A 25,806-nucleotide genomic window follows, 5' to 3' on the forward strand; every position below is an offset into this window, starting at 1 on the left:
CTCAGGACTTAAATCCGGCGGCTGTCATCAACAGCCGGAATCCCATCCCCACAGCGGTCAAAGCCAAAACACTCGCGGCCCATAACGCGACCATCCATAACAAACGGATTCCGGTCTGTTTCATCAGTGATACCCCTCGCCATGTTGTACCTTCCCGCGAAAAACGTAATAGCTCCAGAAGGTGTAAACCAAAATGATCGGGATAATAAACAGCGCGCCGACCAGCATAAAGCCCTGACTCTGCGGTGGAGCTGCGGCCTGCCAAAGCGTAATTGACGGCGGAATGAGATAGGGCCAGATACTGATACCCAGTCCGCTAAAGCCTAAGAAAATCAGCCCCAGTGTCAGCAAAAACGGTGTGCTATGCCAGCTTTCCTCAGAACCGACTGCTTTCCATAACCAGATGCTGCACAACACCACCAGAAGGGGTACCGGCAACAGGAAATACAGATTCGGCAGGCTAAACCAGCGGGCAGCGATTTGCGGATGTGAAAGTGGCGTCCAGATACTGATAATCGCGATAACAGCCAACATCATCACCAGCAGTGGTTTGACGACTTTACGCATGGTTTTAAGCAATGGATCTTCGCTTTTCATGACCAGCCAACTCGCCCCCAGTAGCGCATATGCCACCACCAGACCAACCCCACAGAACAGATTAAACGGTGTAATCCAGTCCAGTTGAGAGCCACCAAAGGTGCGCCCGATGACCGGGAAGCCAGAAATTACCGCCCCAACCACAATGCCCTGGCAAAACGTCGCCACTATTGAGCCACCAATAAATGCTTTATCCCAGAAAGGCCGATGCGCAGGCGTTGCTTTAAAGCGGAACTCGAATGCCACACCACGAAAAATGAGGCCAATAAGCATTAACGTTAACGGAATGGTGAGTGCATCAATAATAACGGCGTATGCGAGAGGGAACGCCCCAAATAATGCAGCCCCCCCGAGAACCAGCCAGGTTTCGTTGCCGTCCCAAACGGGAGCCACGCTGTTCACCATCACATCGCGGTCATCTGCGTCACGAACAAACGGAAACAGAATGCCGATGCCGAGATCAAAACCATCCATCACGATGTACATAAGTGTTGCGAATACAATAATGACAAACCAGATAACTGACAGGTCGACGCCCATTAACGTAACTCCTCTAATGATTGAGTTGCCGCAGAGAGCGGACGAGAAGGTGTGCCATGCGTAGGAGGTGTGTCGTCGTTAAAAGGTTGTGGCCCTTTCTTAATTTGGCGGATCATATAGCTATACCCCACGCCAAATACCGACATATACACCACAAAGAAGGTCAAAAGGCTGATGCTCATCTGCAAGTTGCCGTGTGCTGAAACAGCATCTTTAGTGCGCAGCAGACCGTACACAACCCACGGCTGGCGTCCCACTTCTGTCGTGACCCAACCGGCCAGAATAGCGATGAGCCCGGATGGCCCCATCCACAACATAAAGCGCAGGAAGGCGCGGTTCTCGTATAAACGATGACGATAACGCAGCCACAAACTCATCACGCCCGCCAGAATCATCAACATGCCCAGGCCCGCCATAATACGGAACGACCAGAACACTATCGTTGAGTTTGGACGGTCCTCTTTTGGGAACTCTTTTAGCGCAGGAACTTGCTTATCCAGACTATGGGTGAGGATCAGGCTGCCAAGTGCCGGGATTTCAAGACCAAAACGCGTGCGCTCTTGCTCCATATCTGGCCAGCCAAACAGCAGTAGCGGAGTTGGCTCCCCGGGCACATTCTCCCAATGGCCTTCAATAGCGGCAATTTTTGCAGGCTGGTGTTTCAGGGTGTTGAGTCCGTGCATATCGCCAATCATGGCTTGCAGAGGCGCAACAATTAACGCCATCCAAAGCGCCATTGAAAACATGGTTTTAATGGCTGGGCTTTTGTTGCCACGCAGCAGATGCCAGGCTGCCGATGCACCAACAAAAAAGGCACTACTGAGGAAAGCGGCTACCGACATATGCAACAGGCGGTAAGGGAAGGAGGGGTTAAACACCACCGCGAACCAGTCCACCGGCACCACCTGGCCGTTGTGAATTTCAAACCCTTGCGGCGTTTGCATCCAGCTATTAGAGGCCAGAATCCAGAAGGTCGAGATAAGCGTGCCTAGTGCCACCATACAGGTGGCAAAGAAATGCAGCCCAGGCCCGACACGTTTCCAGCCAAACAACATCACGCCCAGGAAACCGGCTTCCAGGAAAAATGCCGTCAGCACTTCATAGGTCAAAAGCGGCCCGGTGATGCTGCCCGCAAATTGAGAAAAACCGCTCCAGTTAGTGCCGAACTGATAAGCCATTACCAGCCCGGACACTACGCCCATGCCGAAGTTAACAGCGAAGATCTTTGACCAGAAATCGTATAGCGAACGATAAGTCGGATTTTTAGATTTCAGCCATAACCCTTCCAGCACCGCCAGATAGCTGGCAAGCCCGATGGTGATGGCAGGGAAAATAATGTGGAAGGAGACAGTAAATGCAAATTGAATCCTTGCCAGATGAAAAGCGTCTAAACCGAACATGCAGTACTCCGCATAAAAATTGATTCGATTCGATTGTAAGCCGCGTCACACCTGGGTTGTAGAAACAGACTCTCAGCATAAAGCTATAACAGTTTTCACTTAACGATAAAAAAATCCCGGCCATGCGACTCCGCAATTGCCGGGATGAATTCAAACACAGCAATGTATACCCGTTATACTTCAAGTTGCATGTGCGTTGGCTACGTTTACTCACCCGAATCACTTACCTGAGTAAGCTCATCGGGACTCGTTCTCTTGCCGCCTTCCTGCATCTTGAATTATTTTGGGTATATATCTTTTTTATGTACACACCATTTATGTGTAATTCAGAAACTGAAAATCTACAATTGAATACGCCTTAATTGTTAAGTTTATTTAATATTTATGCGCGTAGTAACATTGCTTGAATTGACTTGTAAATAGCATGGATATTAATCAGGAATTAAACATGCAAGGCCCACTGCCGTTGGCCTGGAGGAGTTTGATATGAATTTAAAATATTAGCCACAAACAAATCGTAGCGGCTAATGGGTTCTGGTTCTTTTATCCGACTTTCGAGACAGACACTGAAACTTCATATCCTATTAGATATAAGGCCTGCTCCAGAGTTTCTACTTTCGATGCGTGGCTGACATCCAAAAGTCTGTCAATCTGAGGGCCTTTCTGATTAAGTTTTCGTGCAAGGTCAGCCTTTCTTGTCCCGGTATTAATCATGGCGTTGTGAAGAGTGGCCTTCAGGCATGTAAGCACAGGAAGATGAATCACTAACTCGCCCTCCAGCGCAGCCGATGGCGTTGGCACTGGTATGCGTGAGTCAATTAATTCACCAATCATCGCTGTAATAGCATCCCTGGCCTCTAGTTCAATATCATCCTCAGCAAAAGCGACTGAGTGCAAATTATCAAAATCACGAGAGCTTATTTCGTACTCATCAGTATCTTCATTTAGCGCTGCTGTTACCGAAAATTTAAACATTTACCTGACCTTGTTTCTGGTGATGCAAGCACAGTAACATATAAGGTTATAAATATAACAAAAATGTTGTCTTTTATTTTTTAGCAACAACGATAATCCAGAACAATCTCTGTATGTATGGCTGTTTTTTGTCATCACTCGAAGAATTTCATTACCAATAATACTTGAAGTGATTCTATAAACCCCGGAGCTCTATATATGGCGGGTGAAAGTTAATTGTTTTGTTGAATAAACCACTGCACCACAGTAAGAATGGATAACTAACCATATATAAGAACATGGTAACGCAATGACCGACGGAGCTTTAAACCACTCTTTCCATGTGCCATTTCACGGTAAAACAATAATTGCCGAGACTACACCTGGTTGTAAGGGGCATATTTTGATGCTCCATGGGGGAGGTAAGGATCGCAAGGTTTTCTCTAAATATCGCCTTCTTTTAAAAGAGTTAGGTTATGGAACGACTGCTTTTGACTTCATCGGTCACGGGGAGACCGGAGGGGAGTTATATGAGTCTTCTCTCTTGAGCCGTACCAGGCAAGCAGAGGCTGTCATTGCCCATCTGAATCATCCTTTGTCAGGATGTATGGGTGTAAGCATGGGGGCCTATAATGCGCTGCATTTGAGTACCGTTATTCAACTGAGAACCTTGATTCTCATGGTTCCAGGTGTTTACGCAAAGTCCGCTTACAAGGTCAAATTTGGTCCTGATTTTTCACAAATCATTCGTAAACACCGAAGCTGGGAAGCCACAGATGCATGGGATATTGCAGCTGGATTCACGGGTAACTTGCTTGTTGTTGCAGCACAGAATGACGCGATCATTCCTTCTGAAATACCCCAAAAGCTGGCGGATTCTGCAGTGAATGCTGCCAAAAAAGATCTTCTGATTATTCCGGGGGCAGGTCATAACAGCATATGGGATAGCTTAATGCTATCTCCTGACTTATATGAAAAAAACCGTTCTGCTTTTGAACGCTGTTTATCTAAATAAATAGCGGAGTTACCGCTAAACACTTGCAGAGAAAAAGCGTTATTTGCCTATAACAGTTTACTAAATTGGCGTATTTTTAGCGCTCTGATATAGAAACGGTACTGCCAAAAAATGAAAAAATACCAGCAACTTGCCCAGCAGATTATCGATCAAATTGCCCTCGGTGCATGGCTACCTGGGGATAAGTTGCCGTCGCTACGTGAGCAAGTCACGCTAAGCGGCATGAGTTTTATGACAGTTAGCCATGCCTATCAGACACTTGAGAGCCAGGGCGTAATTGTCGCCCGGCCGCAGTCCGGCTATTACGTGGCATCTCGCCCGGCAACGCGGAGTGCGATAGCTCCTGTAAAAGTGACGCGTGATGAAGCGGTAGATATTAATACCTATATTTTTGATGTGTTGCAGGCCAGCGGCGACTCAACCGTAGTGCCATTCGGCTCCGCGTTTCCCGACCCACGTTTATTCCCGCTGCAACAACTTAACCGCTCGCTTGCGACCGTCAGTAAAACGGCAACAGCGATGAGCGTGATTGAAAATTTGCCACCGGGTAATGAAGCGCTGCGCCACGCAATTGCTCGACGTTATGCACAACACGGAATGCAAGTTTCGCCGGACGAAATTGTCATCACCGCTGGCGCGCTAGAAGCGCTAAACCTTAGTCTGCAAGCGGTGACCGAGCCGGGGGATTGGGTGATCGTTGAAAACCCCTGTTTTTACGGTGCACTACAGGCGCTGGAACGCTTGCGTTTAAAGGCTCTATCTGTGGCGACCGATCCGCAAAACGGTATCGATTTGGTGGCGCTGAAACAGGCGCTCAACGATTATCCAGTAAAAGCCTGCTGGTTAATGACCAACGCCCAGAACCCGCTCGGCGTGACGTTGTCACCAGAAAAGAAGCAGCAACTGGTTGAATTGTTGCAACAACACAATGTGACACTCATCGAAGATGACGTATACAGCGAGCTTTATTACGGCCGCGAACGTCCATTACCGGCACGTGCATATGATTCACAGGGTATTACGCTGCATTGTTCGTCATTTTCAAAATGTCTGGTGGCGGGATTTCGTATTGGTTGGGTGGCGGCAGGAAAGCATGCACGTCGTATTCAGCAGCTTCAGTTAATGAGCACACTTTCCACAAGCTCGCCGATGCAGTTGGCTCTGGTCGATTATCTGGCGACCAAGCGTTACGACACGCACTTACGGAAGCTGCGGCGCATTCTGGCTGAGCGTAAACAGCAAACCTTGCAGGCGCTACATCAGCTTTTCCCCGCGGAAGTAAAAATCCATCACACGGAAAGTGGCTATTTCGTCTGGGTTGAACTGCCGGAATACATGGATGCCAGCGTGCTAAGTGAGCAGGCTATAACCCATAAAATCAGTATCGCGCCGGGCAAAATGTTCACCACCGGGGGCGCCTGGCATAACTATTTTCGCCTGAATGCTTCATGGGCTTTAGGTGAGCGGGAACAACACGCGGTGGAGACATTAGCGAACCTCATCAGAAATCAAATTAAGGAGTAGCCATGGAGTACCACACTGAACGTCTGATTCTACGACAATGGGTTTGAGGGTTAATGGAACGAAAACGTACGCTAGTGGACTAACGTACTGATATATCAAATTAACAAGGATTAGTTATGTACTTCAGAAATGAAGTTATCAGTTATTTACAGGCTAATAAAATTCTGGCGTTAAAACTCGACCACGCATTAACAGGCGTGGGAAAGGCTGTATCAAATCAGATTGAAACGATTGGTGCAGGTGCAAGGCGCGGGCTGTATTACACATCCTGCTTTACTTATGAATATCAGGACGTCTGCCAACAACAAAAGGCTGAGGATATCCGATTTGCCAAAGGTGTTTACCATATTCTGAGGCGCGAAGATGTTGTGTATGAAATGCTCAAAATCTACTTTGAAGAAATATTTCGGTACAAAACATCCGATCAACTAGAGCACATCAAACAACTGTTAATGGCAGTAAATGTCCACATTGCCGCAAGCTCACTTACTAAACATGGATTCGCGTTAGCGACGGCTGCATCAGTTTCAGTTGGTACGAACCTGAATCTCGATATTGCCGCACTTGCAGGGCGTGCATCAGGTGGAGCTATAATTTTATCGGGTGTGTATGGTGTTGTTCAGAAAGCCGCCGAGAGCGCCCATCGGTTGCAAATTCAGTCTCCCGCTTATTACAGTGCTCTGTACGCTCATGAGCTAGAAATGATGTATTTTTTAGTCGAACCATTGCTTGAGCGCGCAGGGGCGTTTACGCACTCAGAATCAGAGACAAACATTGCAGACATCATCACCAGGATGATTCGATAACGATGTTTAGCCTTATTAAAAGATTCTTTAAGCGAGTGTTTACGTCTCTTGTCGGCCTTTATGCTCCTCAGGCAATAATAATTACATATGCGTTGGTGCAGATAAATTTTTTTCCTGCTGTCCCGCTTTGGGTTATACCGGTGTTCGCTGTATTTGTAATATATATTTTTAGTCGATATGTGAAATGGTAACTGTCAAAAACTAGCATTATTTAAATTTATTTATAAGGAAATTACATGTCTACTCCCGCTCACTTATGGCTTGAAGATGAAAATGGTTCTCCGGTTGTTGGCAGTTGTCTAATGCCACTGCGCATGGGTTCTATAGAGTTAAAATCATTTTTCCACGGTGTAACTATTCCGGTTGATTCGAGCTGGGGAAAACTTACAGGGACGCGCGTTCACCGACCTATCACGATAGTGAAAGAATTTGACCAGACAACACCCCTCCTGTACCGCGCTGTTTGCGAAGGCCGTACCTTGAAGAAAGCAACAATCAAGATGTATCGCATCCAGGAATCAGGCGTCGAGGCCGAATATTTCAATATCATTTTGGAAAACGTTAAGTTCACTACGGTTGCTCCATATCTTTCTCCTAACGGGATGAGTAGCACTCACCTGGAAACGCTTGAATTGCGTTATGAGGCGATCACCTGGAAGTATACGGAAGGAAATATTATCTATCGTGACTCATGGAAAGACCGTTGTTGTGCCTGATAACGATGGGAAAATGCTCTTATAAGGCAACTAAGAACCGGACGTAATGTCCGGTTTTTTAATATCAGGGGTTTGAGGGCCAACCGTACGAAAACGTACGGTAAGAGGTAAATTATCGTCTGAAAAATCGATTAGTAGACAAGACCGTCCGTTAAGTGCCAATTTTCGATTAAAAAGACACCGTTAGTACCGGGGCATTTATAGGTTTTGTTGGGCTAAATGTTCCCGGCTATGAGCTGCCTTTTTCACCGGTTATTGAAATTGGCTGGCGGCTTGATAACGCATTCTGGGGTAAGGGCTATGCACCAGAAGCGGTGCGTAAAGCATTGGAAATCGGCTTTGAACTGCATGGGATGAAAGAAATTGTGGCATTTACCGCGCTGGATAATATCCCTTCGCAGCGCGTGATGGAAAAAATCGGTATGCAGCGCGGTGAGGAGTTTGATCATCCCCTTCTGGATGAAGGGCATCCCTTACGGCGACATGTTGTTTACCGGATCGCCAACCTAAAGTGACATCGATAACTCTGCTGCGGCACGACGTAACGGCGGCAATATTTGCGCACGAAGATCGGCCACTGTAAGTTCTGCCGCAGGAACACCTACATTCATCGCCGCCACGACTTTCCCGCCGCGTGCCAGCATCGGCACCGCTACAGAACGCAGTCCAATTTCAAGTTGCTGGTCGTTAATGGCATACCCCTGGCGGCGCACTAGCGCAATCTCTTCGCGCAATTGTGCAATTGTCGTAATCGAGTATTGGGTGTAGCGGATAAGTTTTGCCCGTCCCAGCCATGCTTCAAGTTCTGCCTCCGGCAATGCGCTTAACAGTACGCGGCCCATTGATGTGGCCCATGCCGGCAGGCGACTTCCCCGGCCAATATCGATGCTCACCAGGTTATTGACTGCCGTGCGTGCGATATACAGCACGTCATCTCCATCAAGTGTGGCGACCGAGCAAGATTGGCTCAGACTTTTACTCAGGTTATCCAGCGATATTTGCGCAGCTTTTGCCAGCGGCGTCCCCGCCAGATAAGCATGCCCAACGGTCAGTACTCGCGGCAGCAATTCATAACTGCGGCCATCAGGGCTATGCACCATACCCAGTGTCGCAAGGGTATACAGGCAACGGCGTACAGCGGCGCGTGAAATATGGGTTTTCTGGCTCAGTTGCGAAATAGTCAAACGCTGGCGCTGGGGGGTAAAAGCGTTGAGCACTTCCAGGCCACGAGCCAGAGAAAGCATAAAATTAGGGTCGCGCTTTGCAACAGATTGAATTTCTTCATTTTCGCTCGCCATAACTTCAATGTTATCAGGATTGCTGCCTGCCATTTAAATGTCCCACGGTCGCGTCAGAATGTTCTTCAGAATGCGCTAACTGCTGCTTAGGGACAATCGTGAATCAATCAATATGAAGAATATTACACTGGGATCACAAATTAACGGTGAATAACCGAAACGCGTCGATAATCGCACATAAATTCGATTACCGCCGTTGACTCCAGGACGAGTGAACTCCTATTGTCAGAAAACACCGCTAAGTTTGCAGGGGCAATTCACCCGCATCCGACGGGTGACAACTATTTGATTAAAAGTGCCCAAGGGAAGAGATATGAGCGCCACTATCGAACAATTCGACACAGTGATTGTTGACCTGCCAACCATCCGGCCACACAAACTCTCCATGACCACCATGGGATGCCAGACTTTGGTTATCCTGCGTCTGACTCGCTCAGACGGTATTGTCGGGATTGGCGAAGCGACAACCATTGGCGGCCTGAGTTACGGCGTAGAAAGCCCGGAAGCTATCAAATCGGCAATTGATACTTACCTTGCACCACTGCTAGTCGGTCAGGCAGCAGATAATGTGAATGCCCTTGTGGCGCTGATGAACCAGTGTGTACGTGGCAATACCTTCGCTAAATCAGCTATTGAAACCGCACTGCTCGATGCACAGGGAAAAGCCCTTGGTCTACCGGTAAGTTCGCTGTTGGGTGGCGCACTCACCACGAAACTTCCAGTGCTATGGACGCTGGCCAGTGGCGACACCAGCAAAGACATTGCCGAAGGTGAAAAGCTGCTGGAAGAAGGGCGGCATAACGCCTTCAAACTTAAAATTGGTGCGCGAGATTTTCGCACCGACATGCAACACACCCGCGCCATTGTGGTCGCACTTGGCGATCGTGCCTGCATTCGAGTTGATGTGAATCAGGCGTGGGACACCAGCACCGCCGTGCGCGGTTGTGCTGAGCTTGATGCAATGGGTATTGATCTGATTGAACAGCCGGTGGCTGCACAAAACCGTGAAGCACTGGTTCATCTTAGCCAGCACTGCCGGGCTGCTATCCTTGCTGATGAAGCGGTTGCCAGCAGCGATGACGGGTTTGATATTGCCCGCCGTGGTTTTATTGGTGCATACGCGTTGAAAATTGCTAAATCAGGTGGTCCGGCAAGTGTTTTGCAGCTGGCCCATGTGGCTCAGGCTGCGGGAGTCGGTTTGTATGGCGGGACGATGCTGGAAGGGACTATCGGTACGGTTGCCTCCTTACATGCCTGGTCAACGTTGCCGTTGCAGTGGGGGACTGAAATGTTCGGCCCCTTATTACTGAAAGATGACATTGTTGAGAACCCGTTGCATTTTGCCAATAGTTCCGTCGAATTGCCTCAGACTTCAGGGCTTGGCGTAACAATTGATGAAGATAAACTCAACTATTATCGCCGCAAGGATTGAGGAGAATGACATGTTATTTAAAGTTGAAATGACGGTAAATATTCCACTAGATATGCCGGAAGCAATAGCTACAGAAGTTAAAGCTAAAGAAAAGGCCTATTCACAAACTTTACAGCAAGAAGGTAAGTGGCGACATATTTGGCGCGTTGCCGGTCTGTATTCAAATGTCAGCATTTTTGATGTTAAAGATGCTGATGAACTGCACGAAATATTAATGGGGTTGCCGCTATACCCTTACATGGATATTCAAGTGGACGCTTTATGTCGCCATCCATCATCAATTCGTAACGACGACAAGTAAATAACAATAATAATCTATCTTAACCATGCTCTTTTTCAGTGCGTGGCTCCCTACAAATAAGCAATGAGACAATCATTATGACAAAGAACTTCATTAACCAACCAGAAGTACAAGCATTATTAAGAGAGAGTGCCGGTTTAAATAGTACGGAGGGCGATGAGCGTTTTAAGAATATTATTCATCGCATGTTAGAAAATATTTGTGCATTGATTGATGATTTTAATGTTACCGAAGAAGAGTTCTGGCACGCAGTTAATTACCTGCACGAGTTGGGTGGCAGCAAAGAGGCAGCATTATTAGCCGCTGGCCTTGGCATTGAGCACTACCTGGATTTACGCCAGGATGCTCTGGATGCAGCAGCCGAGATTGAAACCGGCACCCCACGTACTATTGAAGGCCCCCTGTATGTTGCTAACGCGCCACTTTCTCAGGGCCATGATCGCATGGATGACGGGAAGGACAATGGTAAAACCATGTGGCTGTTCGGAACTGTGCGTGACACGAAAGGCAACCCGGTGGCAAATGCTGTTGTTGATATCTGGCACGCCAATACGCTGGGTAACTACTCCTTCTTCGACTCAAGTCAGAGCGAATACAACCTGCGCCGCCGCATTAAAACTGGTAGTGATGGGCGTTACAGCGTGCAAAGTATTGTGCCATCAGGCTACGGTTGCCCACCGAACGGTCCGACACAGCACCTATTGAATGGTTTAGGCCGTCACGGAAATCGCCCAGCACATATTCATTTCTTTGTTTCCGCGCCGGGCCATAAACATCTCACCAGCCAGATCAATCTCAGTGGTGACAAATATCTGTGGGATGATTTTGCCTTTGCAACTCGTGACGGATTAATTGCCGACCCGGTAGAAGTGACCGATAAGCAGACTATTAAAACGCGTGGCTTAAATGGCCCGCACACCGAAGTGAATTTTGACTTCACGCTTTGCGTTTCTCATTCACCAGAAGAAGAGTCCCGTATCGCTCGCCTGCGCGCCAAAGAATAATAAGAGTGCCAGCACAAGCTGGCACCGCTTTCACCTCTGGCCACACATTACATCGCGAAATAAAAGATCCCCAACGGGAGATTAAGCCATGCAAAATAAACTGGATTTATTAAAAAAGAAAATCAGTAACGCGCTAATTGTTGATCGTGAAAATGACATTTACCGCTACAACAGAAATATCTTTATTGACGAGCAGCTATTTGAACTCGAAATGAAACATATATTTGAAGGAGGTTGGGTCTATCTGGCCCACGAAAGCCAAATTCCTGAGTCAGGTGATTATTTCACGTTGACCCTTGGTAGGCAGCCAATAATTATTACACGTGATAAAAAGAATGAATTGCATGGTTTAATTAATAGCTGTGCTCATCGTGGTGCCATGTTATGCCGCCGTAAAGCGGGTAATAAAAGCTCGTTCACCTGCCCATTCCACGGTTGGACGTTTAGCAATAACGGTAAATTACTAAAAGCCAAAGACGAGAGTGTGGGTGGCTACCCAGAAAACTTTAAGCAACATGGTTCCCACGATCTCAAAAAGTTACCGCGCTTTGAGTCATATCGCGGGTTCCTGTTTGGCAGCCTTTCAGAAGATGTTATGCCGCTTAATGATTATCTCGGTGAAACTCTAAAAATCATCGATCTGATAGTGGATCAGGCACCTGATGGGCTCGAAGTTCTGCAAGGTGCATCGAGTTACATTTACGAGGGTAACTGGAAACTGGGTGCTGAGAATGGGGCCGATGGTTATCACGTCAGTGTCGTCCACTGGAATTACGCCTCAACCATGTCGCGCCGTAATTATGAAGAAGAGGGGACTCAGGCGGTGGATGCCAATGGCTGGTCGAAAAGCATTGGCGGTGGCTACGGTTTTGAACACGGACACATGCTGCTCTGGACGCGAGCACTTAACCCGCAGGTACGCCCGGTATTTGCCGAGCGTGAACGTTTGACTACCCAGTTTGGTGAGCTGCGAGCCGATCAAATGGTGAATGAAACGCGCAATTTATGCCTGTACCCCAATGTTTATCTGATGGATCAGTTCTCCACGCAAATCCGTGTAATCCGCCCTCTGGCGGTGGATAAAACCGAAGTCACCATCTATTGCTTCGCGCCTAAAGGGGAAGCCGCTGAAACACGAGCCACGCGCATTCGCCAGTACGAAGATTTCTTTAATGTCAGCGGTATGGGCACGCCGGATGATTTGGAAGAGTTCCGCGCCTGCCAGAATGGATATCTCGGGCAAAATCTTGAATGGAGCGACCTGAGCCGTGGAGCGCAGCATTGGGTTTATGGGCCTGATGAACATGCCCAAAAAGCAGGCTTTGTGCCGCAAATGAGCGGCGTACGTTCCGAAGACGAAGCGTTGTACATCGCGCACCACCATCACTGGCAGCAAACCATGCTGGCGGCGATTGAAAAAGAGCAGCGCAGTTACGATGCCTCCATTACTCAACGTGTGGAGGTTACGCCATGAGTCTGGATATCAACGCTATCAGCCAGTTTCTCTATTATGAAGCGAGTCTGTTAGACGATCGTCAATGGGATGAATGGATCAGTTGCTACAGCCCGAAAGTGGTGTACTGGATGCCAGCCTGGGGTGATGACGATCAACTCACCACCGATCCTTATAGCCAAATTTCACTGATTTTTTACCCAAACCGCCAGGGTCTGGAAGACCGTGTATATCGCATTAAAACGGAGCGTTCCGGAGCCAGTACGCCCGAGCCACGGACGACGCATATGCTGTCAAATATCGCCATTGTCGGCCAAAGCGGTAACAGCATCGATGTGCGTTACAACTGGGTGACACATAGCCATCGCTATCAGCAGAGTGGTTCTTTCTTTGGCACCACATACTGCACCCTGGATTTGAGCGAAAGCCGACCGCAAATCACCCGCAAAACTATTCATCTGAATAACGATTACATCCGTCAAGTGATCGACATCTATCACGTCTGAGAAGAGGTAATGCCATGAGCTTTAACATCGCCCTCAACTTTGAAGATGGGGTCACACGTTTTATTTCCTGCAATGTGGGTGAAAAGGTGCTGGATGCGGCCTATCGCCAGAAAGTGAATTTACCGATGGATTGCTCTGATGGCGTATGCGGCACCTGTAAGTGCCACTGTGCGAGCGGAGAGTACAACCTCGGTGAAGATTTTCTGGAGGACGCGCTCTCCGAAGATGAAGCACAACAACGCCTGGTACTAACTTGCCAGATGGTGCCCGACTCTGATTGTGTGATTGATGTGCCAGTACCCGCGGCGGCCTGCAAAACTGGCATCGGTAGTTTTGAGGGGACGGTAATACGCAGTGAAGCACTGACGTCCAGCGCTATAGAATTGGTCATCGGCCTGAATAAGGGCATCGATTTCCTGCCAGGGCAGTACGTCAATATCCAGATCCCTGGTGGGACACAGGTACGCGCCTATTCGTTTAGTTCGCTACCTGGTGATTCGCAGGCAAGCTTTCTGATTCGCAATGTTCCTGGTGGCATGATGAGCACCTGGCTTGCGCAGCACGCGAAAGCAGGGGATGTATTAACGCTCACAGGCCCAATGGGTAGTTTTTATCTGCGCCCGGCGTTACGCCCGATTTTGATGTTGGCCGGTGGTACGGGACTGGCACCGTTTCTCGCCATGCTCAGGCAGTTGGCGAAAACTCCCGCCGAACAGCCGATTACGCTGCTTTATGGTGTGACGAAAGATACCGATCTAGTGATGGTTGAGGTACTTAACGAACTGGCGGCTCGCTTGCCAAATTTGACCTGGCTGCCGGTAGTCACCGATGAAGCTTCCGCCTGCCCACAAAAAGGCTATGTCACCGATCACTTCAGTGAAGAGTTGCTTAACCAGGGTGAGGTGGATGTGTATCTGTGCGGGCCACCACCGATGGTTGATGCAGTTTTACGCAGTTTCCGCGAGCGCCAAATAACCCCGGCGAATTTTCATTACGAAAAATTCACTCCCAGCCAGAATGCAACGGACAGCGCGGCAGCCTAAGGAGCCATAATGCGATTTCATAACAAAGTAATGGTGATTACCGGGGCGGCCCAGGGCATTGGTCGCCAGGTTGCTGAACAAGCCGCTAAGGAGGGCGCGCGACTGGCTTTGATTGACCGCGCTCGCTACGTTCACGAACTTGCGCAAAATTTGCGTCAGCAAGGTAGCGAAGTGCTGGCCATTGAGGCCGACCTTGAACAGTGGCAAAGCACTGAAAAGGCGATGAGTGAGGCGCATCAGCACTTCGGCGTGATTGACGTGCTGGTTAATAATGTTGGCGGGACTATTTGGGCTCGTCCTTTTGCTGAATATCAGGCAGAGCAAATTGAAGCTGAAATCCGACGCTCGTTATTTCCTACGCTGTGGGGATGTCGCGCCGTCTTACCTTACATGCTCACCCAACAACGCGGTGCGATTGTGAATGTTTCTTCTGTGGCAACCCGTGGGGTTAACCGCGTGCCATATTCCGCCGCCAAAGGTGGGGTAAATGCGTTAACACAATCGTTGGCGATGGAATATACCGGAAGCGGCATCCGTATTAATGCCACGGCACCGGGCGGAACAGAGGCGCCTGCACGCCTGACTCCTCGTAACCAGGAGCAGCCAAGTCCACAGGAGCAAGAATGGTATCAGCAGGTAGTAGACCAAACCAAAGAGAGCAGTCTGATGCATCGTTATAGCTCGCTTACTGAGCAGGCTAATGCGATTTTATTTCTGGCAAGTGACGAGGCAAGCTATATCACGGGAACTATCTTGCCAGTCGGCGGTGGTGATTTAGGTTAGCGATAAAAAGAAAAGAGGCCGGTTATCCGGCCCCAGACGGACGCCTCACTTTCACCGCCATCCATATGAAATTTCAATAATTGCGAAAATCGATAGCGCAGATTAGCCGCCTCGCTTACACCTTATCTACACTCTAAAAATCATCCAGTTATCTTACCGTGGGAAATATTTCAGGTACGCGCTTTACTGCGCTGTCTATCACATCCTGGTGAAATTTCCTTGCCGCCCTGTGCTTGCCATATTTACGCAGACTATTGTTTTTGTACGGGGATTTTTTTGGACTTCGGCACTGATTGTTTGAGCGTGCCGCCTTCATCTTTCAGACAGGAGTAGCAGCAATGCGTACAAAACAGGCTATATGGTCTCTTTCCACCCTCTGTTTGACCGTGCTTTCTGCACAGGCGGCGGGGCTTCCAGACAAAATAGGTGCCGGTGAAGGGCAGCTCGATATCATCGCCTGGCCGGGTTATATCGAACGAGGTGATACTGACAAAGCGTACAACTGGGTCACCGACTTTGAAAAAGAGACCGGTTGTAAGGTGAACGTGAAAACCGCCGCGACGTCTGACGAAATGGTCAGTTTAATGGCGAAGGGCGGTTATGACCTCGTCACCGCCTCGGGCGATGCTTCGCTGCGTCTGATTATGGGTAAACGCGTGCAGCCGATTAACACGGCGCTGATCCCAAACTGGAAAAACGTCGATCCACGTCTGGTGAAAGGATCGTGGTTTAACGTGGGCGATAAAGTTTACGGCACGCCGTATCAGTGGGGTCCAAACCTGCTGATGTACAACACTAAAACCTTCCCGACACCGCCTGACAGCTGGAGTGTTGTGTTCGTACAACAAAATCTACCGGATGGCAAAACCAACCAGGGCCGCGTGCAGGCTTACGACGGGCCAATTTACATCGCCGATGCAGCACTATTCGTGAAAGCCACACAGCCACAACTGGGCATTACCGACCCGTACCAGCTCACCGAAGAACAATATGCCGCAGTGTTAAAAGTGCTGCGTGACCAACATGGTTTGATTCACCGCTACTGGCATGACACCACCGTGCAGATGAGTGACTTCAAAAACGAAGGTGTGGTCGCTTCCAGCGCCTGGCCGTATCAGGCTAACGCCCTGAAAGGCGAAGGCCAGCCAATTGCTACCGTTTTCCCTAAAGAGGGCGTCACCGGATGGGCGGATACCACCATGCTGCATGCTGATGCGAAACACATGAACTGCGCCTACAAATGGATGGATCACTCGCTAAAAGCGAAAGTCCAGGGTGATGTGGCGGCCTGGTTCGGTTCACTGCCTGCGGTAGCGGAAGGCTGTAAAGCCAGTACGCTTCTGGGTGACAAAGGCTGTGAAACCAACGGCTACAACTACTTCGATAAGATTGTGTTCTGGAAAACTCCGGTCGCCGAAGGCGGTAAATTCGTGCCGTACAGTCGCTGGACCCAGGATTACATCGCCATTATGGGTGGCCGCTAAGCCTGGAGGAGTTATGTCGTACGCAGTGCAGTTCAGAAACGTCTCGCGCCTTTATGGTGATGTTCGCGCCGTAGATAACGTTTCAATTGATATCGATGACGGGGAGTTTTTCTCGATGCTCGGGCCTTCCGGCTCGGGCAAGACCACCTGTTTAAGGCTGATTGCCGGTTTTGAACAGGTGACTTCCGGCGAGATAGCTATTTTTGGCAAACCAGCACAAGACGTGCCGCCTTATCAACGCGATGTGAACACCGTTTTCCAGGATTACGCCTTATTCCCCCATATGACGGTGCTGGAAAACGTCGCTTATGGACTGATGGTGAAAGGTGTAGATAAAAAGACGCGTCTTGCCAAAGCACAGGAAGCACTGGAACGCGTGGCGCTTGGCTTTGTTCACGCCCGTAAACCCTCACAGCTTTCCGGTGGCCAACGTCAGCGTGTGGCGCTGGCTCGAGCGTTAGTGAATCGTCCGCGAGTGTTGTTACTGGATGAGCCGCTGGGGGCACTGGATCTTAAACTGCGTGAGCAGATGCAGGGCGAGCTGAAGAAACTCCAGCGTGAATTGGGCATCACCTTTATTTTCGTCACCCACGACCAAAGCGAAGCGCTGTCGATGTCCGACCGCGTGGCGGTGTTCAATAACGGGCGCATCGAGCAGGTGGATACGCCGCGCCAGTTATATATGCAGCCGCGCACCGCATTTGTGGCCAGTTTTGTCGGTACATCAAACGTGTTACAACCGGCCCTTGCGGGGAAAGTGTGTGGTGAGGAGGGGCTATTTTCTCTACGCCCTGAGCATATTGTGCTCAACGATCATTCTGGCCAGAGCGGTGGAATCAGCGTTAGCGGTATGATTCAGGAGATCCACTATCAAGGGGCGGCAACGCGCCTTGAACTGCGCCTTGCCGACGGCGAAAAACTGCTGGTCAGTGAAGCGAACCCGCAACGGATTATCAGCGAAGAGCGCTATCAAATTGGCCAGCAGGTCACCGCAGTCTGGCCTCGCGCGGCGATGGTCCCGCTGTTGGGGGAAGGATGAAATGGATATGAGCCTCCCCACATCGCATCCTGACAACCGCCTGATGCGGCGCATTGCCACATTTTTGTGGCAGCGTCCAGGATTCTGGTTGGCCTTACTGCTCCTGCCACCGCTGTTATGGTTCGGTGTTATTTATCTTGGTTCGTTACTCACGCTACTGTGGCAGGGGTTTTACACCTTCGATGATTTCACCATGTCGGTCACGCCGGACCTGACATTTGCCAACATCGCGGCGCTGTTTAACCCGGCTAACTACGACATTATTCTGCGCACCCTGACGATGGCGATTGCCGTCACGCTTGCAAGCGCCGTGCTGGCATTCCCGATGGCGTACTTTATGGCGCGCTACACCACCGGCAAGTTGAAAGCGTTTTTCTATATCGCCGTGATGCTGCCAATGTGGGCCAGTTACATTGTTAAGGCTTACGCCTGGACGCTGTTACTTTCCCGTGATGGCGTAGCGCAATGGTTCCTTAACCATATGGGACTGGAACCGCTATTAAACCTGATGCTGACCATTCCAGCTGTGGGCGGTAATACGCTATCCACATCCGGTTTTGGGCGCTTCCTGGTGTTCCTCTACATCTGGTTGCCGTTCATGATTTTGCCGATTCAGGCCGCTCTTGAGCGTTTGCCACCGTCATTATTACAGGCATCGGCAGATTTAGGCGCACGCCCGTCGCAAACCTTCCGCCATGTGATTTTACCGCTGGCAATTCCTGGTGTGGCCGCAGGTTCAGTGTTTACGTTTTCGCTTACGCTGGGTGATTTTATTGTGCCGCAGTTGGTGGGGCCGCCGGGGTATTTCATCGGCAATATGGTCTATTCCCAGCAAGGCGCGATAGGCAATATGCCAATGGCGGCTGCGTTTACCCTGGTGCCGATTGTATTAATCGCTATTTATCTTTCACTGGTGAAACGACTGGGGGCCTTCGATGCACTCTGAACGCGCACCATTACTGTTAAAAATTGCCGCCTGGGGCGGGGTTATCTTCCTGCATTTCCCGCTGGTGATAATCGCTCTTTATGCGTTTAACACCGAAGAGGCGGCATTTAGCTTCCCGCCAAAAGGACTGACGTTGCACTGGTTCAGCGTGGCGGCATCGCGCAGTGACATTCTTGATGCTGTGACGTTGTCACTTAAAATTGCCGCACTGGCAACTATACTTGCTTTGATCCTTGGCACACTGGCTGCCGCTGCACTGTGGCGGCGTGAATTCTTCGGCAAAAATGCCATCTCGTTATTGTTGCTGTTACCGATTGCTTTGCCGGGAATTATCACGGGCCTTGCGCTGTTAACCGCCTTCAAGATGATGAATTTTGAACCGGGCTTTTTCACCATCGTGGTTGGGCACGCGACGTTTTGCGTCGTTATTGTGTTTAACAACGTCATCGCTCGTTTTCGTCGTACCTCTTACAGTTTGATTGAGGCGTCGATGGATCTTGGTGCCGACGGCTGGCAGACCTTCCGCTATGTCATTTTGCCTAATTTGGGGTCTGCATTACTCGCCGGAGGCATGTTGGCGTTTGCGCTGTCGTTTGATGAAATTATCGTCACTACCTTTACCGCCGGACATGAACGCACATTGCCGCTGTGGCTGCTCAACCAATTAGGGCGTCCGCGCGAAGTTCCGGTCACGAATGTGGTGGCGCTAATGGTGATGTTGATGACAACCATTCCGATTTTAGGGGCGTACTGGCTGAGCCGTGGTGGAGATGAAGTCGCGGGCAGCGGTAAATAATGTTGAAAAGGGTATCACTATGCAAAGCCAGCTATTAATAAACGGCCAGTTAGTGCAAGGCCTTGGGGAAAAATTGCCGGTCTATAATCCGGCGACTGGGGAAGTGCTGCTTGAGATTGCAGAAGCCACCACGGAGCAGGTGAATGATGCGGTGAATGCCGCAGATATTGCTTTTGCTACCTGGGGGCAAACCACGCCAAAAGAGCGTTCGGAACATCTACTAAAACTGGCAGATGTTATCGAGCAAAACGCGGAAGTGTTTGCCCGCCTGGAATCGCAAAACTGCGGCAAACCCTATCATTGTGTGTTGAATGATGAGATCCAGGCTGTGGTGGATGTATTCCGTTTCTTTGCGGGCGCAAGCCGCTGTTTGAATGGTTTGGCGGCGGGGGAGTATCTCAGTGGCCATACCTCGATGATTCGCCGTGACCCTGTGGGCGTGGTGGCATCTATTGCACCCTGGAACTATCCGTTGATGATGGCGGCCTGGAAACTCGGCCCGGCACTCGCCGCGGGTAACTGTGTAGTGATCAAGCCTTCCGAAATCACACCGCTTACTGCTTTCAAACTCGCTGAATTGGCAAAAGATATTTTCCCGGCTGGCGTATTGAACGTATTGTTCGGACGTGGGCAAACGGTGGGTGATGTGCTGACCGGTCACCCGAAAGTACGCATGGTCTCCTTAACCGGCTCGATTGCCACAGGCGAACACATCATCAGCCATACTGCCCCTTCGATTAAGCGCACCCATATGGAACTGGGCGGCAAAGCGCCGGTGATTGTCTTTGATGATGCGGATTTAGATGCCGTCGTCGAAGGTGTACGCACATTCGGCTATTACAACGCCGGGCAAGACTGTACTGCCGCGTGCCGAATTTACGCCCAGAAGGGTATTTACGACAAACTGGTGGAAAAACTGGGGGAAGCGGTCAGCAGCCTGAAATATGGTGCGCCAGACGATGAAACCACCGAGCTCGGGCCACTAAGTTCCGCCGCTCACCTTGAGCGCGTAAGCCTTGCGGTGAATGCCGCCAAAGCGCTGGCGCACGTTAAAGTGGTGACGGGGGGCTCGAAAGTAGAAGGGCCGGGATATTACTTCCAGCCAACTCTGCTTGCCGGTGCGAAGCAGGAAGATGACATCGTGCAAAAAGAGGTGTTCGGCCCGGTGGTCAGTATCACGACCTTTGATGATGAGGAGCAGGTTCTGGGTTGGGCTAACGACTCAAGTTATGGATTGGCTTCATCAGTCTGGACAAAAGATGTCGGTCGCGCACATCGCCTGAGTGCTCGTTTGCAGTACGGCTGTACATGGGTGAACACTCATTTCATGCTGGTAAGCGAAATGCCGCACGGTGGGCAAAAACTCTCAGGTTACGGCAAGGATATGTCGTTATTCGGGCTTGAGGATTACACCGTTATTCGCCACGTGATGATTAAGCACTAGCGTTATCTCACCACCTCCGGGAGAGGTGGTGATTATTTTTTACAACTTAATGATCCAGATACAAATAGTGCATCCAACTGGTCATCCGCAATAAAACCTTACGCATCACCGATACATGGGTAAAGTGGTCGGAATAGACGGCAACTTGTGCAAAGATCCCATCGGGTAAGGCATCCACTTGCGCATTTGGTGCGAGCTCAATCACCGCTAATACGCCGTCACTTCCGGGGGTTAGCGTTAGAGATTGCAACGTACCTTGAGCCTGATAAGAACCGCCTGGAACAACAGGCAGAACCGTTGTCAGTTTACCCTGAAAAACCTGCCCCGGTAGCGCATTGAACACCACTTCGGCTTCGTCACCAGCTTCTAAGCGTAACAAAGAGTTTTGTCTGAATTGGGCAATAATCTGGCGTTTTTGTTGCGGGATAAACACCATCACCGGACGTAACGGAAGTGCGGCTGCATAGGTTCCCGGACGAATCAGAACTTGCGTGACATAACCATCGCTGGGGGCACGAATAACGGTTTGGTTAAGATTATATTTGGCTTCGGCAAGCTGGGCGCGCAGGCTGACAATCTGTGATTGTTCGCCGTTCACCATGCTGTCTAACTGGCTTCTGATCTGTGACTGTTCAGCAACTGAGCCTTTTACCAGCGCATCTTGTGCGAGGTAGTTTTGCCGCGCGTTATCAATATCACTTTCAGAGAAGGGATTCACACGGGCTTTGCTGCCCTGAAGATAACGTTGGTAGTCTTTATACAGTCTGTCGCGTTCGGCGGTGACGCGGGTCGTGTTGGCCACAGCAGCATCAAGTTGAGATTTGAGTGACTCTGTGCTGTGAATTTCCGTCATTAAATCAGCTTGCAACCTGTCGACACGAGCTTGATAGCGCGTAGGGTCTATTTTAAAAAGGACTTCCCCTTTTTTAATCATCATATTTTGTTTATCGGTGACTTCACTGACAATTCCCGTTACCTGTGGAGTAAGTGGAATAGAAATAACCGCTTTTTGTGCGAGATAAGTATAAGGGTGGTTGTAGTTCATTAATAAAATAAGCGCACCAATTAAAAACACCCCGCCTAAGGCAGCTGTTGGCACTGTCCATTTATTTACCGGTATTTTAAAAATCTTAAATACGGCCCACGCAAAAGCAACATACGTCAGGATAATGAGCAGATCCATGATATTACTCCGATGGAGTTATTTTGTTGTTATCCAGTTTCTGTTCCAGTTCGCTTACGCGTTGCTGTAACGAAGCCAGTGTTGCGTCGGCATTTTGTTGCATGCCCCATCCGCGTTCAGGGCGGTAGAGCGTTGCCCAAATCCATAAGAATGGCCATATAACATGCAGAGTAAATAAACTTACCCAGCCGGCGACGTGAATCGCATCGGCGTGAGGGTGGTTGCGGGCTTTGGCTATCAGGTAGGGAATGTCGTGAAGAATAATAATCCCATAAAAAATAATGAGAAAGACAACGATCAGAACACCCAGCGCGAAATAGTTGAGGAACATAGTGACCTCGATTGAGAAACCGCCGTTTTTATTAAAGATAGTCGTTATCTAACTCAGGGTTTATGAATCAGTAAAATTTCGCCCGGAATAATTAATTACCACCCTAATGACGAGGATAACGCCGGCATTTTCTTTCCTGAAAAAATCGTAATAATGGAAACTGGCGTCATCCTTTTTCTTTTGTTAATTACTCAGTTTCATCGCGCACATCCGTCGACGAGGCATTTTTTTGAACGGATTCAATCCCTTTTTGGGCCGCCGCTTTCGATGAGTACATTTCGCTTTGTGCAATAACTTGCCCGTTTGACGCTTTCAGCACGAAATAAAATGGCTCCGCTGTCGCTTTCGTTGATTTCTTTAAAACATAGTGTCCCATAGAAAATCTCCGCAGTTACCCAAGGCCCAATGCCTGTGGGATAACTTAAATATAGTGCAATCAACAAGCGAGACGGTCAGGGGAGTTTGATGGGAGCAAAAACTTGATCTGAGTCATAAAAAAGAGCATATTTTGCGGGAAATTTTTCAAACTACCCATTATAAAAATGACTCTTTATCAAGATATGTTGGTTTTTTACGCTGTAATGTCGTTAATCACTGCTTCTGTTACCTGGTTTTTGGCTCATGATACCAAACGAATTAAACTATTAAGCTCTGTGCTGGTGGGTGCGACCTGGCCAATGAGCTTTCCAGTGGCTTTAATGTTTTCTTTGTTCTAAAAGCCGTCATAATTCAAGCCGAATCACTACAACTCGAATGATTTTGGGTTAGCTAACCAGGTATTCCATGAATGACATAACTTTTTTCCAGCGTTTCGAGAGCGATATTGTCGCCGGGCGCAAAACAATTACATTGCGTGATGCCTCTGAATCGCACTTTAGCGCAGGCCAACAACTGCGCGTCGGGCGTTATGAAGATGACGTTTATTTTTGCACTATTGAAGTGGTCAGCGTGACGCCAGTGGCTCTTGACCAACTGACCGATGAGCATGCACGGCAGGAAAACATGACGCTGCCAGAGCTCAAGGAAGTGATTGCTGAAATTTATCCGGGTCTGAATGAGCTTTACGCGATTGTATTTAGCTTGGTATACCCTAAATAATTCGATTTGCAGGAAGGCGGCGACGCAGTGAGTCCCCAGGAGCTTACTTGAGTAAGTGACTGGGGTGAGCGAGGAAAGCCAACGCACATGCAACTTGAAGTATGACGGGTATAAAGGAAGGGGGAGCGCCCCCTTCCTGACAACGAACCTAATGACTGGCTTTCTTCAACATCTGATACAACTCATCTTTTAGCCGCAGCTTCTCTTTTTTCATCTGCACGACCTTTTCGTTGTATCCCGTCCCTTTTGGTCCCCCCTGGCGTAAAATCTCATCGTCGAGTTGATTGTGCTTGTCAAACAAGCTGAGGAAACGTGGGTTAGCGGATTTTAGTTCGTTGATCAATTCACGGTACTCAGGAAACATTGCGAACCTCCTGGACTGTTCTACCCGTCATGCTTCAATGGCGAATTATTTGGGTAGAGGGTGGGTGAATGGAATTTGCTGGCAGTCGCTGCCAGCCCCAGTGTATGCACCACTTAAAGCAAATTGAAAGCGCCGCTTGGTAAGGGTTTGTCAATTTGCGACCCGTGAGACGAGTTAGTTAAATTGATTAAATTTTCAGCGGAATGCGACTTGTATAATCGCAAAAATTGATAACGACAATCTCATATTCATGTGCTAAAACATATCTATGATATATCTTACACAATGAATAATGAGAAACCGATGACCACACAAACCAAACCTAAACTTCCTAAGCGCGTAAAAAACGAGCTCAAATTCCGTGAATTAACCGTTAAAAGCAAACAAACGGTCGCCGGCTGCTTCCACCGTATTGTTTTTACCAGTCCTGAACTGGTTGGCTTTTCTTCACAGGGGTTTGATGACCATGTAAAAGTCTTCTTCCCACCTGAAAACGGCGACTTTGCGCGCCCATCAGTTACCGACGACGGCATTGTCTGGGGCGAAGGGCTGCGTCCCATTTCTCGCGATTACACGCCTTTGACTTTTGATGCCGTACATAACGAATTGACGCTCGATTTCTATATTCACGACGGCGGTGTGGCAAGCATGTGGGCTGATAAGGCCGCAGTGGGCGATACATTGCTTATCGGCGGGCCAAGAGGTTCTCTCGTTATCCCAACCGATTACGCATTCCAACTCTATATTTGTGATGAAAGTGGTTTACCCGCAGTCCGTCGCCGCTTGCTCTCCTTACCCGAACACATTTCACCTGTCGTGCTGGTCAATAGTCACCATACGCAAACTCACGAATATCTCAGCGATTTTGAACATGCACGCGTTGAGTGGCTTGATACCGAATCCATCGCAAGCAACGTCCGTTCCATTGAATTCCCGGAGACTGACTATTTCGTCTGGATTACCGGCGAAGGGCACGATGTGAAACAACTGAACGATGAGCTGCTGGAAAGCCGTGGTCTGGACGCCGATTACGTTCGCGCTGTCGCTTACTGGCATAACAAATAAGGAAATGAACATGAAAACCCAACATATTCATCATCGTTTTTGTGCAAAGCATGAACGCCATGAACAGCATGGTTTACACGGTGGTCATCATGGTCATCACGAACACGGGGGATTGGAAGGCAAAGCTCGGATGCGCCGTGAACGTTTGTTTGATGCCAACGACATTCGTCTGCTCATCCTGCACTTCCTCTCAGTCAATACAGCCCACGGGTATGAGCTGATTAAATCCATCGAGGCCACGGCAAAAGGCGAGTATGTGCCAAGCCCTGGGATTATTTACCCGAACCTCTCATTGCTTGAGGAGATGGGGTTTATCAGTGCCGTGCAGAGCGAAAGTAACAAAAAAGCGTGGATGCTAACCGAAGAGGGACATGCCGAACTCGCTCAACAACATGAGCACCTTGGCCATCTTATCTCGAAGCTTGAATCGTTAGGAGTATTAGGCGATAACCGCCGGCTTCCTGAAATACAGCGCGCCATCCATAACTTCAAAATGGCGCTCAATACCAAACTTGGCCAGAGCGATTTGCCAAAAGAGACGCTGTATAAAATCATCGATACCCTGGATCAGGCCGCGAAGGATATCGAACGCAGTTAATTTCGCCGGTTCTCGACAATGAAGCATAAAGATTCGCCCAAATCTGCCGAAACTATATGCTTCTGTTGCCATGAGAACAAATTAGC

General features: G+C 49.1%; 30 protein-coding genes. 21 read left to right on the forward strand and 9 right to left on the reverse strand.

Translation table 11 applies throughout. The features are described from left to right. Window position 1 precedes the first annotated feature (1 nt). The 4 genes from LVQ76_RS04945 to LVQ76_RS04960 all read right to left on the reverse strand — a co-directional run bounded on the left by LVQ76_RS04945 (window position 2) and on the right by LVQ76_RS04960 (window position 3,512). Window positions 2-124 carry a DUF2474 domain-containing protein gene (locus tag LVQ76_RS04945; protein ID WP_232863679.1) on the reverse strand — a complete coding sequence of 41 codons (123 nt, stop codon included), beginning with the start codon at window positions 122-124 and terminating at the stop codon, window positions 2-4. Then, entirely contained in the window at window positions 124-1,137 is a 1,014-nt protein-coding gene (gene cydB / locus LVQ76_RS04950; protein WP_232863680.1) for a cytochrome d ubiquinol oxidase subunit II, read from the reverse strand. Before cydB ends, LVQ76_RS04945 begins: the two co-directional genes overlap by 1 nt. Beyond that, on the reverse strand, window positions 1,137-2,537 hold the full coding sequence (locus LVQ76_RS04955; protein ID WP_232863681.1) for a cytochrome ubiquinol oxidase subunit I: 1,401 nt from the start codon (window positions 2,535-2,537) through the stop codon (window positions 1,137-1,139). Before LVQ76_RS04955 ends, cydB begins: the two co-directional genes overlap by 1 nt. 543 nt (window positions 2,538-3,080) lie before the next feature. Then, window positions 3,081-3,512: a type II toxin-antitoxin system HicB family antitoxin gene (locus LVQ76_RS04960; protein WP_232921127.1), complete on the reverse strand. Its 432-nt coding sequence runs from the start codon at window positions 3,510-3,512 to the stop codon at window positions 3,081-3,083. Window positions 3,513-3,801: 289 nt separating this feature from the next. On the opposite strand from LVQ76_RS04960, the gene LVQ76_RS04965 reads away from it, so the two are divergent. The 5 genes from LVQ76_RS04965 (at window position 3,802) to LVQ76_RS04985 (ending at window position 8,067) form a co-directional block, all read left to right on the forward strand. Continuing rightward, window positions 3,802-4,506: an alpha/beta hydrolase gene (locus LVQ76_RS04965; protein ID WP_232903523.1), complete on the forward strand. Its 705-nt coding sequence runs from the start codon at window positions 3,802-3,804 to the stop codon at window positions 4,504-4,506. Between the two features lie 111 nt (window positions 4,507-4,617). Continuing rightward, window positions 4,618-6,030, forward strand: coding sequence for an aminotransferase-like domain-containing protein (locus LVQ76_RS04970; protein ID WP_232921128.1), 1,413 nt, complete (start codon window positions 4,618-4,620; stop codon window positions 6,028-6,030). Between the two features lie 116 nt (window positions 6,031-6,146). Further along, window positions 6,147-6,836, forward strand: coding sequence for a hypothetical protein (locus LVQ76_RS04975; RefSeq protein WP_232863685.1), 690 nt, complete (start codon window positions 6,147-6,149; stop codon window positions 6,834-6,836). A gap of 236 nt (window positions 6,837-7,072) precedes the next feature. Continuing rightward, window positions 7,073-7,552: an Hcp family type VI secretion system effector gene (locus LVQ76_RS04980; RefSeq protein WP_232921129.1), complete on the forward strand. Its 480-nt coding sequence runs from the start codon at window positions 7,073-7,075 to the stop codon at window positions 7,550-7,552. Window positions 7,553-7,752: 200 nt separating this feature from the next. Then, complete coding sequence (locus LVQ76_RS04985) at window positions 7,753-8,067, forward strand: GNAT family N-acetyltransferase (protein ID WP_370640069.1); 315 nt, start codon at window positions 7,753-7,755, stop codon at window positions 8,065-8,067. Here the strand turns inward: LVQ76_RS04985 and LVQ76_RS04990 are convergent. Beyond that, window positions 8,059-8,850 (reverse strand): IclR family transcriptional regulator domain-containing protein, encoded by a 792-nt coding sequence (locus LVQ76_RS04990; RefSeq protein WP_154154808.1) that lies wholly within the window; start codon window positions 8,848-8,850, stop codon window positions 8,059-8,061. The two genes, LVQ76_RS04985 and LVQ76_RS04990, sit on opposite strands and share 9 nt — an antisense overlap. 313 nt (window positions 8,851-9,163) lie before the next feature. On the opposite strand from LVQ76_RS04990, the gene LVQ76_RS04995 reads away from it, so the two are divergent. The 12 genes from LVQ76_RS04995 (at window position 9,164) to patD (ending at window position 21,081) form a co-directional block, all read left to right on the forward strand. Further along, the gene (locus LVQ76_RS04995; protein ID WP_232921130.1) at window positions 9,164-10,282 is read left to right on the forward strand and encodes a muconate cycloisomerase family protein; all 1,119 of its coding nucleotides are present in this window, start codon (window positions 9,164-9,166) and stop codon (window positions 10,280-10,282) included. Between the two features lie 10 nt (window positions 10,283-10,292). Next, window positions 10,293-10,583 (forward strand): muconolactone Delta-isomerase, encoded by a 291-nt coding sequence (gene catC / locus LVQ76_RS05000; protein ID WP_232921131.1) that lies wholly within the window; start codon window positions 10,293-10,295, stop codon window positions 10,581-10,583. Between the two features lie 77 nt (window positions 10,584-10,660). Continuing rightward, a complete protein-coding gene (catA, locus tag LVQ76_RS05005) occupies window positions 10,661-11,587 on the forward strand; it encodes a catechol 1,2-dioxygenase (RefSeq protein ID WP_232921132.1) in 927 nt (308 codons plus the stop codon). An 88-nt stretch (window positions 11,588-11,675) separates the two neighbouring features. Then, window positions 11,676-13,061: a Rieske 2Fe-2S domain-containing protein gene (locus tag LVQ76_RS05010; protein WP_232921133.1), complete on the forward strand. Its 1,386-nt coding sequence runs from the start codon at window positions 11,676-11,678 to the stop codon at window positions 13,059-13,061. Beyond that, window positions 13,058-13,546, forward strand: a complete 489-nt coding sequence (benB, locus tag LVQ76_RS05015; RefSeq protein ID WP_232921134.1) for a benzoate 1,2-dioxygenase small subunit — start codon at window positions 13,058-13,060, stop codon at window positions 13,544-13,546. Before LVQ76_RS05010 ends, benB begins: the two co-directional genes overlap by 4 nt. Window positions 13,547-13,560: 14 nt before the next feature. Next, window positions 13,561-14,589: a benzoate 1,2-dioxygenase electron transfer component BenC gene (benC, locus tag LVQ76_RS05020; protein WP_232921135.1), complete on the forward strand. Its 1,029-nt coding sequence runs from the start codon at window positions 13,561-13,563 to the stop codon at window positions 14,587-14,589. Window positions 14,590-14,598: 9 nt separating this feature from the next. After that, entirely contained in the window at window positions 14,599-15,372 is a 774-nt protein-coding gene (gene benD / locus LVQ76_RS05025) for a benzoate diol dehydrogenase BenD (protein WP_232903529.1), read from the forward strand. A gap of 338 nt (window positions 15,373-15,710) precedes the next feature. Then, on the forward strand, window positions 15,711-16,856 hold the full coding sequence (gene ydcS / locus LVQ76_RS05030) for a putative ABC transporter substrate-binding protein YdcS (protein ID WP_232903530.1): 1,146 nt from the start codon (window positions 15,711-15,713) through the stop codon (window positions 16,854-16,856). Between the two features lie 13 nt (window positions 16,857-16,869). Then, on the forward strand, window positions 16,870-17,895 hold the full coding sequence (locus tag LVQ76_RS05035; RefSeq protein WP_151993554.1) for an ABC transporter ATP-binding protein: 1,026 nt from the start codon (window positions 16,870-16,872) through the stop codon (window positions 17,893-17,895). 7 nt (window positions 17,896-17,902) lie between these two features. Continuing rightward, entirely contained in the window at window positions 17,903-18,841 is a 939-nt protein-coding gene (locus LVQ76_RS05040; RefSeq protein WP_370640065.1) for an ABC transporter permease, read from the forward strand. Then, the gene (locus LVQ76_RS05045) at window positions 18,831-19,637 is read left to right on the forward strand and encodes an ABC transporter permease (protein ID WP_232863694.1); all 807 of its coding nucleotides are present in this window, start codon (window positions 18,831-18,833) and stop codon (window positions 19,635-19,637) included. The genes LVQ76_RS05040 and LVQ76_RS05045 overlap by 11 nt, the downstream gene beginning before the upstream one ends. A gap of 19 nt (window positions 19,638-19,656) precedes the next feature. Further along, window positions 19,657-21,081: an aminobutyraldehyde dehydrogenase gene (patD, locus tag LVQ76_RS05050; protein WP_232921136.1), complete on the forward strand. Its 1,425-nt coding sequence runs from the start codon at window positions 19,657-19,659 to the stop codon at window positions 21,079-21,081. Between the two features lie 46 nt (window positions 21,082-21,127). Here patD and LVQ76_RS05055 read toward each other — a convergent pair whose 3' ends face one another. From LVQ76_RS05055 to LVQ76_RS05065, 3 genes are all read right to left on the reverse strand, one after another. Beyond that, a complete protein-coding gene (locus LVQ76_RS05055; protein ID WP_232863696.1) occupies window positions 21,128-22,264 on the reverse strand; it encodes an HlyD family secretion protein in 1,137 nt (378 codons plus the stop codon). A gap of 4 nt (window positions 22,265-22,268) precedes the next feature. Continuing rightward, window positions 22,269-22,595 carry a DUF3302 domain-containing protein gene (locus LVQ76_RS05060; protein WP_072009402.1) on the reverse strand — a complete coding sequence of 109 codons (327 nt, stop codon included), beginning with the start codon at window positions 22,593-22,595 and terminating at the stop codon, window positions 22,269-22,271. Window positions 22,596-22,782: 187 nt separating this feature from the next. Continuing rightward, window positions 22,783-22,971, reverse strand: a complete 189-nt coding sequence (locus LVQ76_RS05065; RefSeq protein WP_232921137.1) for a YegP family protein — start codon at window positions 22,969-22,971, stop codon at window positions 22,783-22,785. Window positions 22,972-23,137: 166 nt separating this feature from the next. Between LVQ76_RS05065 and LVQ76_RS05070 the strand changes: the two genes are divergently transcribed. Beyond that, a complete protein-coding gene (locus LVQ76_RS05070) occupies window positions 23,138-23,311 on the forward strand; it encodes a GhoT/OrtT family toxin (protein ID WP_151993548.1) in 174 nt (57 codons plus the stop codon). Window positions 23,312-23,378: 67 nt separating this feature from the next. Continuing rightward, a complete protein-coding gene (gene yqfB / locus LVQ76_RS05075) occupies window positions 23,379-23,693 on the forward strand; it encodes a N(4)-acetylcytidine aminohydrolase (protein ID WP_232863697.1) in 315 nt (104 codons plus the stop codon). Window positions 23,694-23,841: 148 nt separating this feature from the next. Here the strand turns inward: yqfB and LVQ76_RS05080 are convergent, their stop codons facing one another. After that, window positions 23,842-24,057, reverse strand: a complete 216-nt coding sequence (locus tag LVQ76_RS05080) for an HP1242/YdcH family protein (protein ID WP_064518993.1) — start codon at window positions 24,055-24,057, stop codon at window positions 23,842-23,844. 303 nt (window positions 24,058-24,360) lie between these two features. Between LVQ76_RS05080 and LVQ76_RS05085 the strand changes: the two genes are divergently transcribed. Then, a complete protein-coding gene (locus LVQ76_RS05085) occupies window positions 24,361-25,122 on the forward strand; it encodes a siderophore-interacting protein (protein ID WP_232921138.1) in 762 nt (253 codons plus the stop codon). 10 nt (window positions 25,123-25,132) lie between these two features. Continuing rightward, the gene (locus tag LVQ76_RS05090; RefSeq protein WP_232921139.1) at window positions 25,133-25,720 is read left to right on the forward strand and encodes a PadR family transcriptional regulator; all 588 of its coding nucleotides are present in this window, start codon (window positions 25,133-25,135) and stop codon (window positions 25,718-25,720) included. Window positions 25,721-25,806 lie beyond the last annotated feature (86 nt).

The organism is Buttiauxella cochleicola (genome assembly GCF_021283185.1).
Lineage (GTDB): Bacteria > Pseudomonadota > Gammaproteobacteria > Enterobacterales > Enterobacteriaceae > Buttiauxella > Buttiauxella massiliensis.

Bases quoted from the DNA above. Each gene is read 5' to 3' on its own strand.
- LVQ76_RS04945 (WP_232863679.1), bottom strand. From the start codon at position 124: ATGAAACAGACCGGAATCCGTTTGTTATGGATGGTCGCGTTATGGGCC.
- cydB (WP_232863680.1), bottom strand. From the start codon at position 1,137: ATGGGCGTCGACCTGTCAGTTATCTGGTTTGTCATTATTGTATTCGCA.
- LVQ76_RS04955 (WP_232863681.1), bottom strand. From the start codon at position 2,537: ATGTTCGGTTTAGACGCTTTTCATCTGGCAAGGATTCAATTTGCATTT.
- LVQ76_RS04960 (WP_232921127.1), bottom strand. From the start codon at position 3,512: ATGTTTAAATTTTCGGTAACAGCAGCGCTAAATGAAGATACTGATGAG.
- LVQ76_RS04965 (WP_232903523.1), top strand. From the start codon at position 3,802: ATGACCGACGGAGCTTTAAACCACTCTTTCCATGTGCCATTTCACGGT.
- LVQ76_RS04970 (WP_232921128.1), top strand. From the start codon at position 4,618: ATGAAAAAATACCAGCAACTTGCCCAGCAGATTATCGATCAAATTGCC.
- LVQ76_RS04975 (WP_232863685.1), top strand. From the start codon at position 6,147: ATGTACTTCAGAAATGAAGTTATCAGTTATTTACAGGCTAATAAAATT.
- LVQ76_RS04980 (WP_232921129.1), top strand. From the start codon at position 7,073: ATGTCTACTCCCGCTCACTTATGGCTTGAAGATGAAAATGGTTCTCCG.
- LVQ76_RS04990 (WP_154154808.1), bottom strand. From the start codon at position 8,850: ATGGCGAGCGAAAATGAAGAAATTCAATCTGTTGCAAAGCGCGACCCT.
- LVQ76_RS04995 (WP_232921130.1), top strand. From the start codon at position 9,164: ATGAGCGCCACTATCGAACAATTCGACACAGTGATTGTTGACCTGCCA.
- catC (WP_232921131.1), top strand. From the start codon at position 10,293: ATGTTATTTAAAGTTGAAATGACGGTAAATATTCCACTAGATATGCCG.
- catA (WP_232921132.1), top strand. From the start codon at position 10,661: ATGACAAAGAACTTCATTAACCAACCAGAAGTACAAGCATTATTAAGA.
- LVQ76_RS05010 (WP_232921133.1), top strand. From the start codon at position 11,676: ATGCAAAATAAACTGGATTTATTAAAAAAGAAAATCAGTAACGCGCTA.
- benB (WP_232921134.1), top strand. From the start codon at position 13,058: ATGAGTCTGGATATCAACGCTATCAGCCAGTTTCTCTATTATGAAGCG.
- benC (WP_232921135.1), top strand. From the start codon at position 13,561: ATGAGCTTTAACATCGCCCTCAACTTTGAAGATGGGGTCACACGTTTT.
- benD (WP_232903529.1), top strand. From the start codon at position 14,599: ATGCGATTTCATAACAAAGTAATGGTGATTACCGGGGCGGCCCAGGGC.
- ydcS (WP_232903530.1), top strand. From the start codon at position 15,711: ATGCGTACAAAACAGGCTATATGGTCTCTTTCCACCCTCTGTTTGACC.
- LVQ76_RS05035 (WP_151993554.1), top strand. From the start codon at position 16,870: ATGTCGTACGCAGTGCAGTTCAGAAACGTCTCGCGCCTTTATGGTGAT.
- LVQ76_RS05040 (WP_370640065.1), top strand. From the start codon at position 17,903: ATGAGCCTCCCCACATCGCATCCTGACAACCGCCTGATGCGGCGCATT.
- LVQ76_RS05045 (WP_232863694.1), top strand. From the start codon at position 18,831: ATGCACTCTGAACGCGCACCATTACTGTTAAAAATTGCCGCCTGGGGC.
- patD (WP_232921136.1), top strand. From the start codon at position 19,657: ATGCAAAGCCAGCTATTAATAAACGGCCAGTTAGTGCAAGGCCTTGGG.
- LVQ76_RS05055 (WP_232863696.1), bottom strand. From the start codon at position 22,264: ATGGATCTGCTCATTATCCTGACGTATGTTGCTTTTGCGTGGGCCGTA.
- LVQ76_RS05060 (WP_072009402.1), bottom strand. From the start codon at position 22,595: ATGTTCCTCAACTATTTCGCGCTGGGTGTTCTGATCGTTGTCTTTCTC.
- LVQ76_RS05065 (WP_232921137.1), bottom strand. From the start codon at position 22,971: ATGGGACACTATGTTTTAAAGAAATCAACGAAAGCGACAGCGGAGCCA.
- LVQ76_RS05070 (WP_151993548.1), top strand. From the start codon at position 23,138: ATGACTCTTTATCAAGATATGTTGGTTTTTTACGCTGTAATGTCGTTA.
- yqfB (WP_232863697.1), top strand. From the start codon at position 23,379: ATGAATGACATAACTTTTTTCCAGCGTTTCGAGAGCGATATTGTCGCC.
- LVQ76_RS05080 (WP_064518993.1), bottom strand. From the start codon at position 24,057: ATGTTTCCTGAGTACCGTGAATTGATCAACGAACTAAAATCCGCTAAC.
- LVQ76_RS05085 (WP_232921138.1), top strand. From the start codon at position 24,361: ATGACCACACAAACCAAACCTAAACTTCCTAAGCGCGTAAAAAACGAG.
- LVQ76_RS05090 (WP_232921139.1), top strand. From the start codon at position 25,133: ATGAAAACCCAACATATTCATCATCGTTTTTGTGCAAAGCATGAACGC.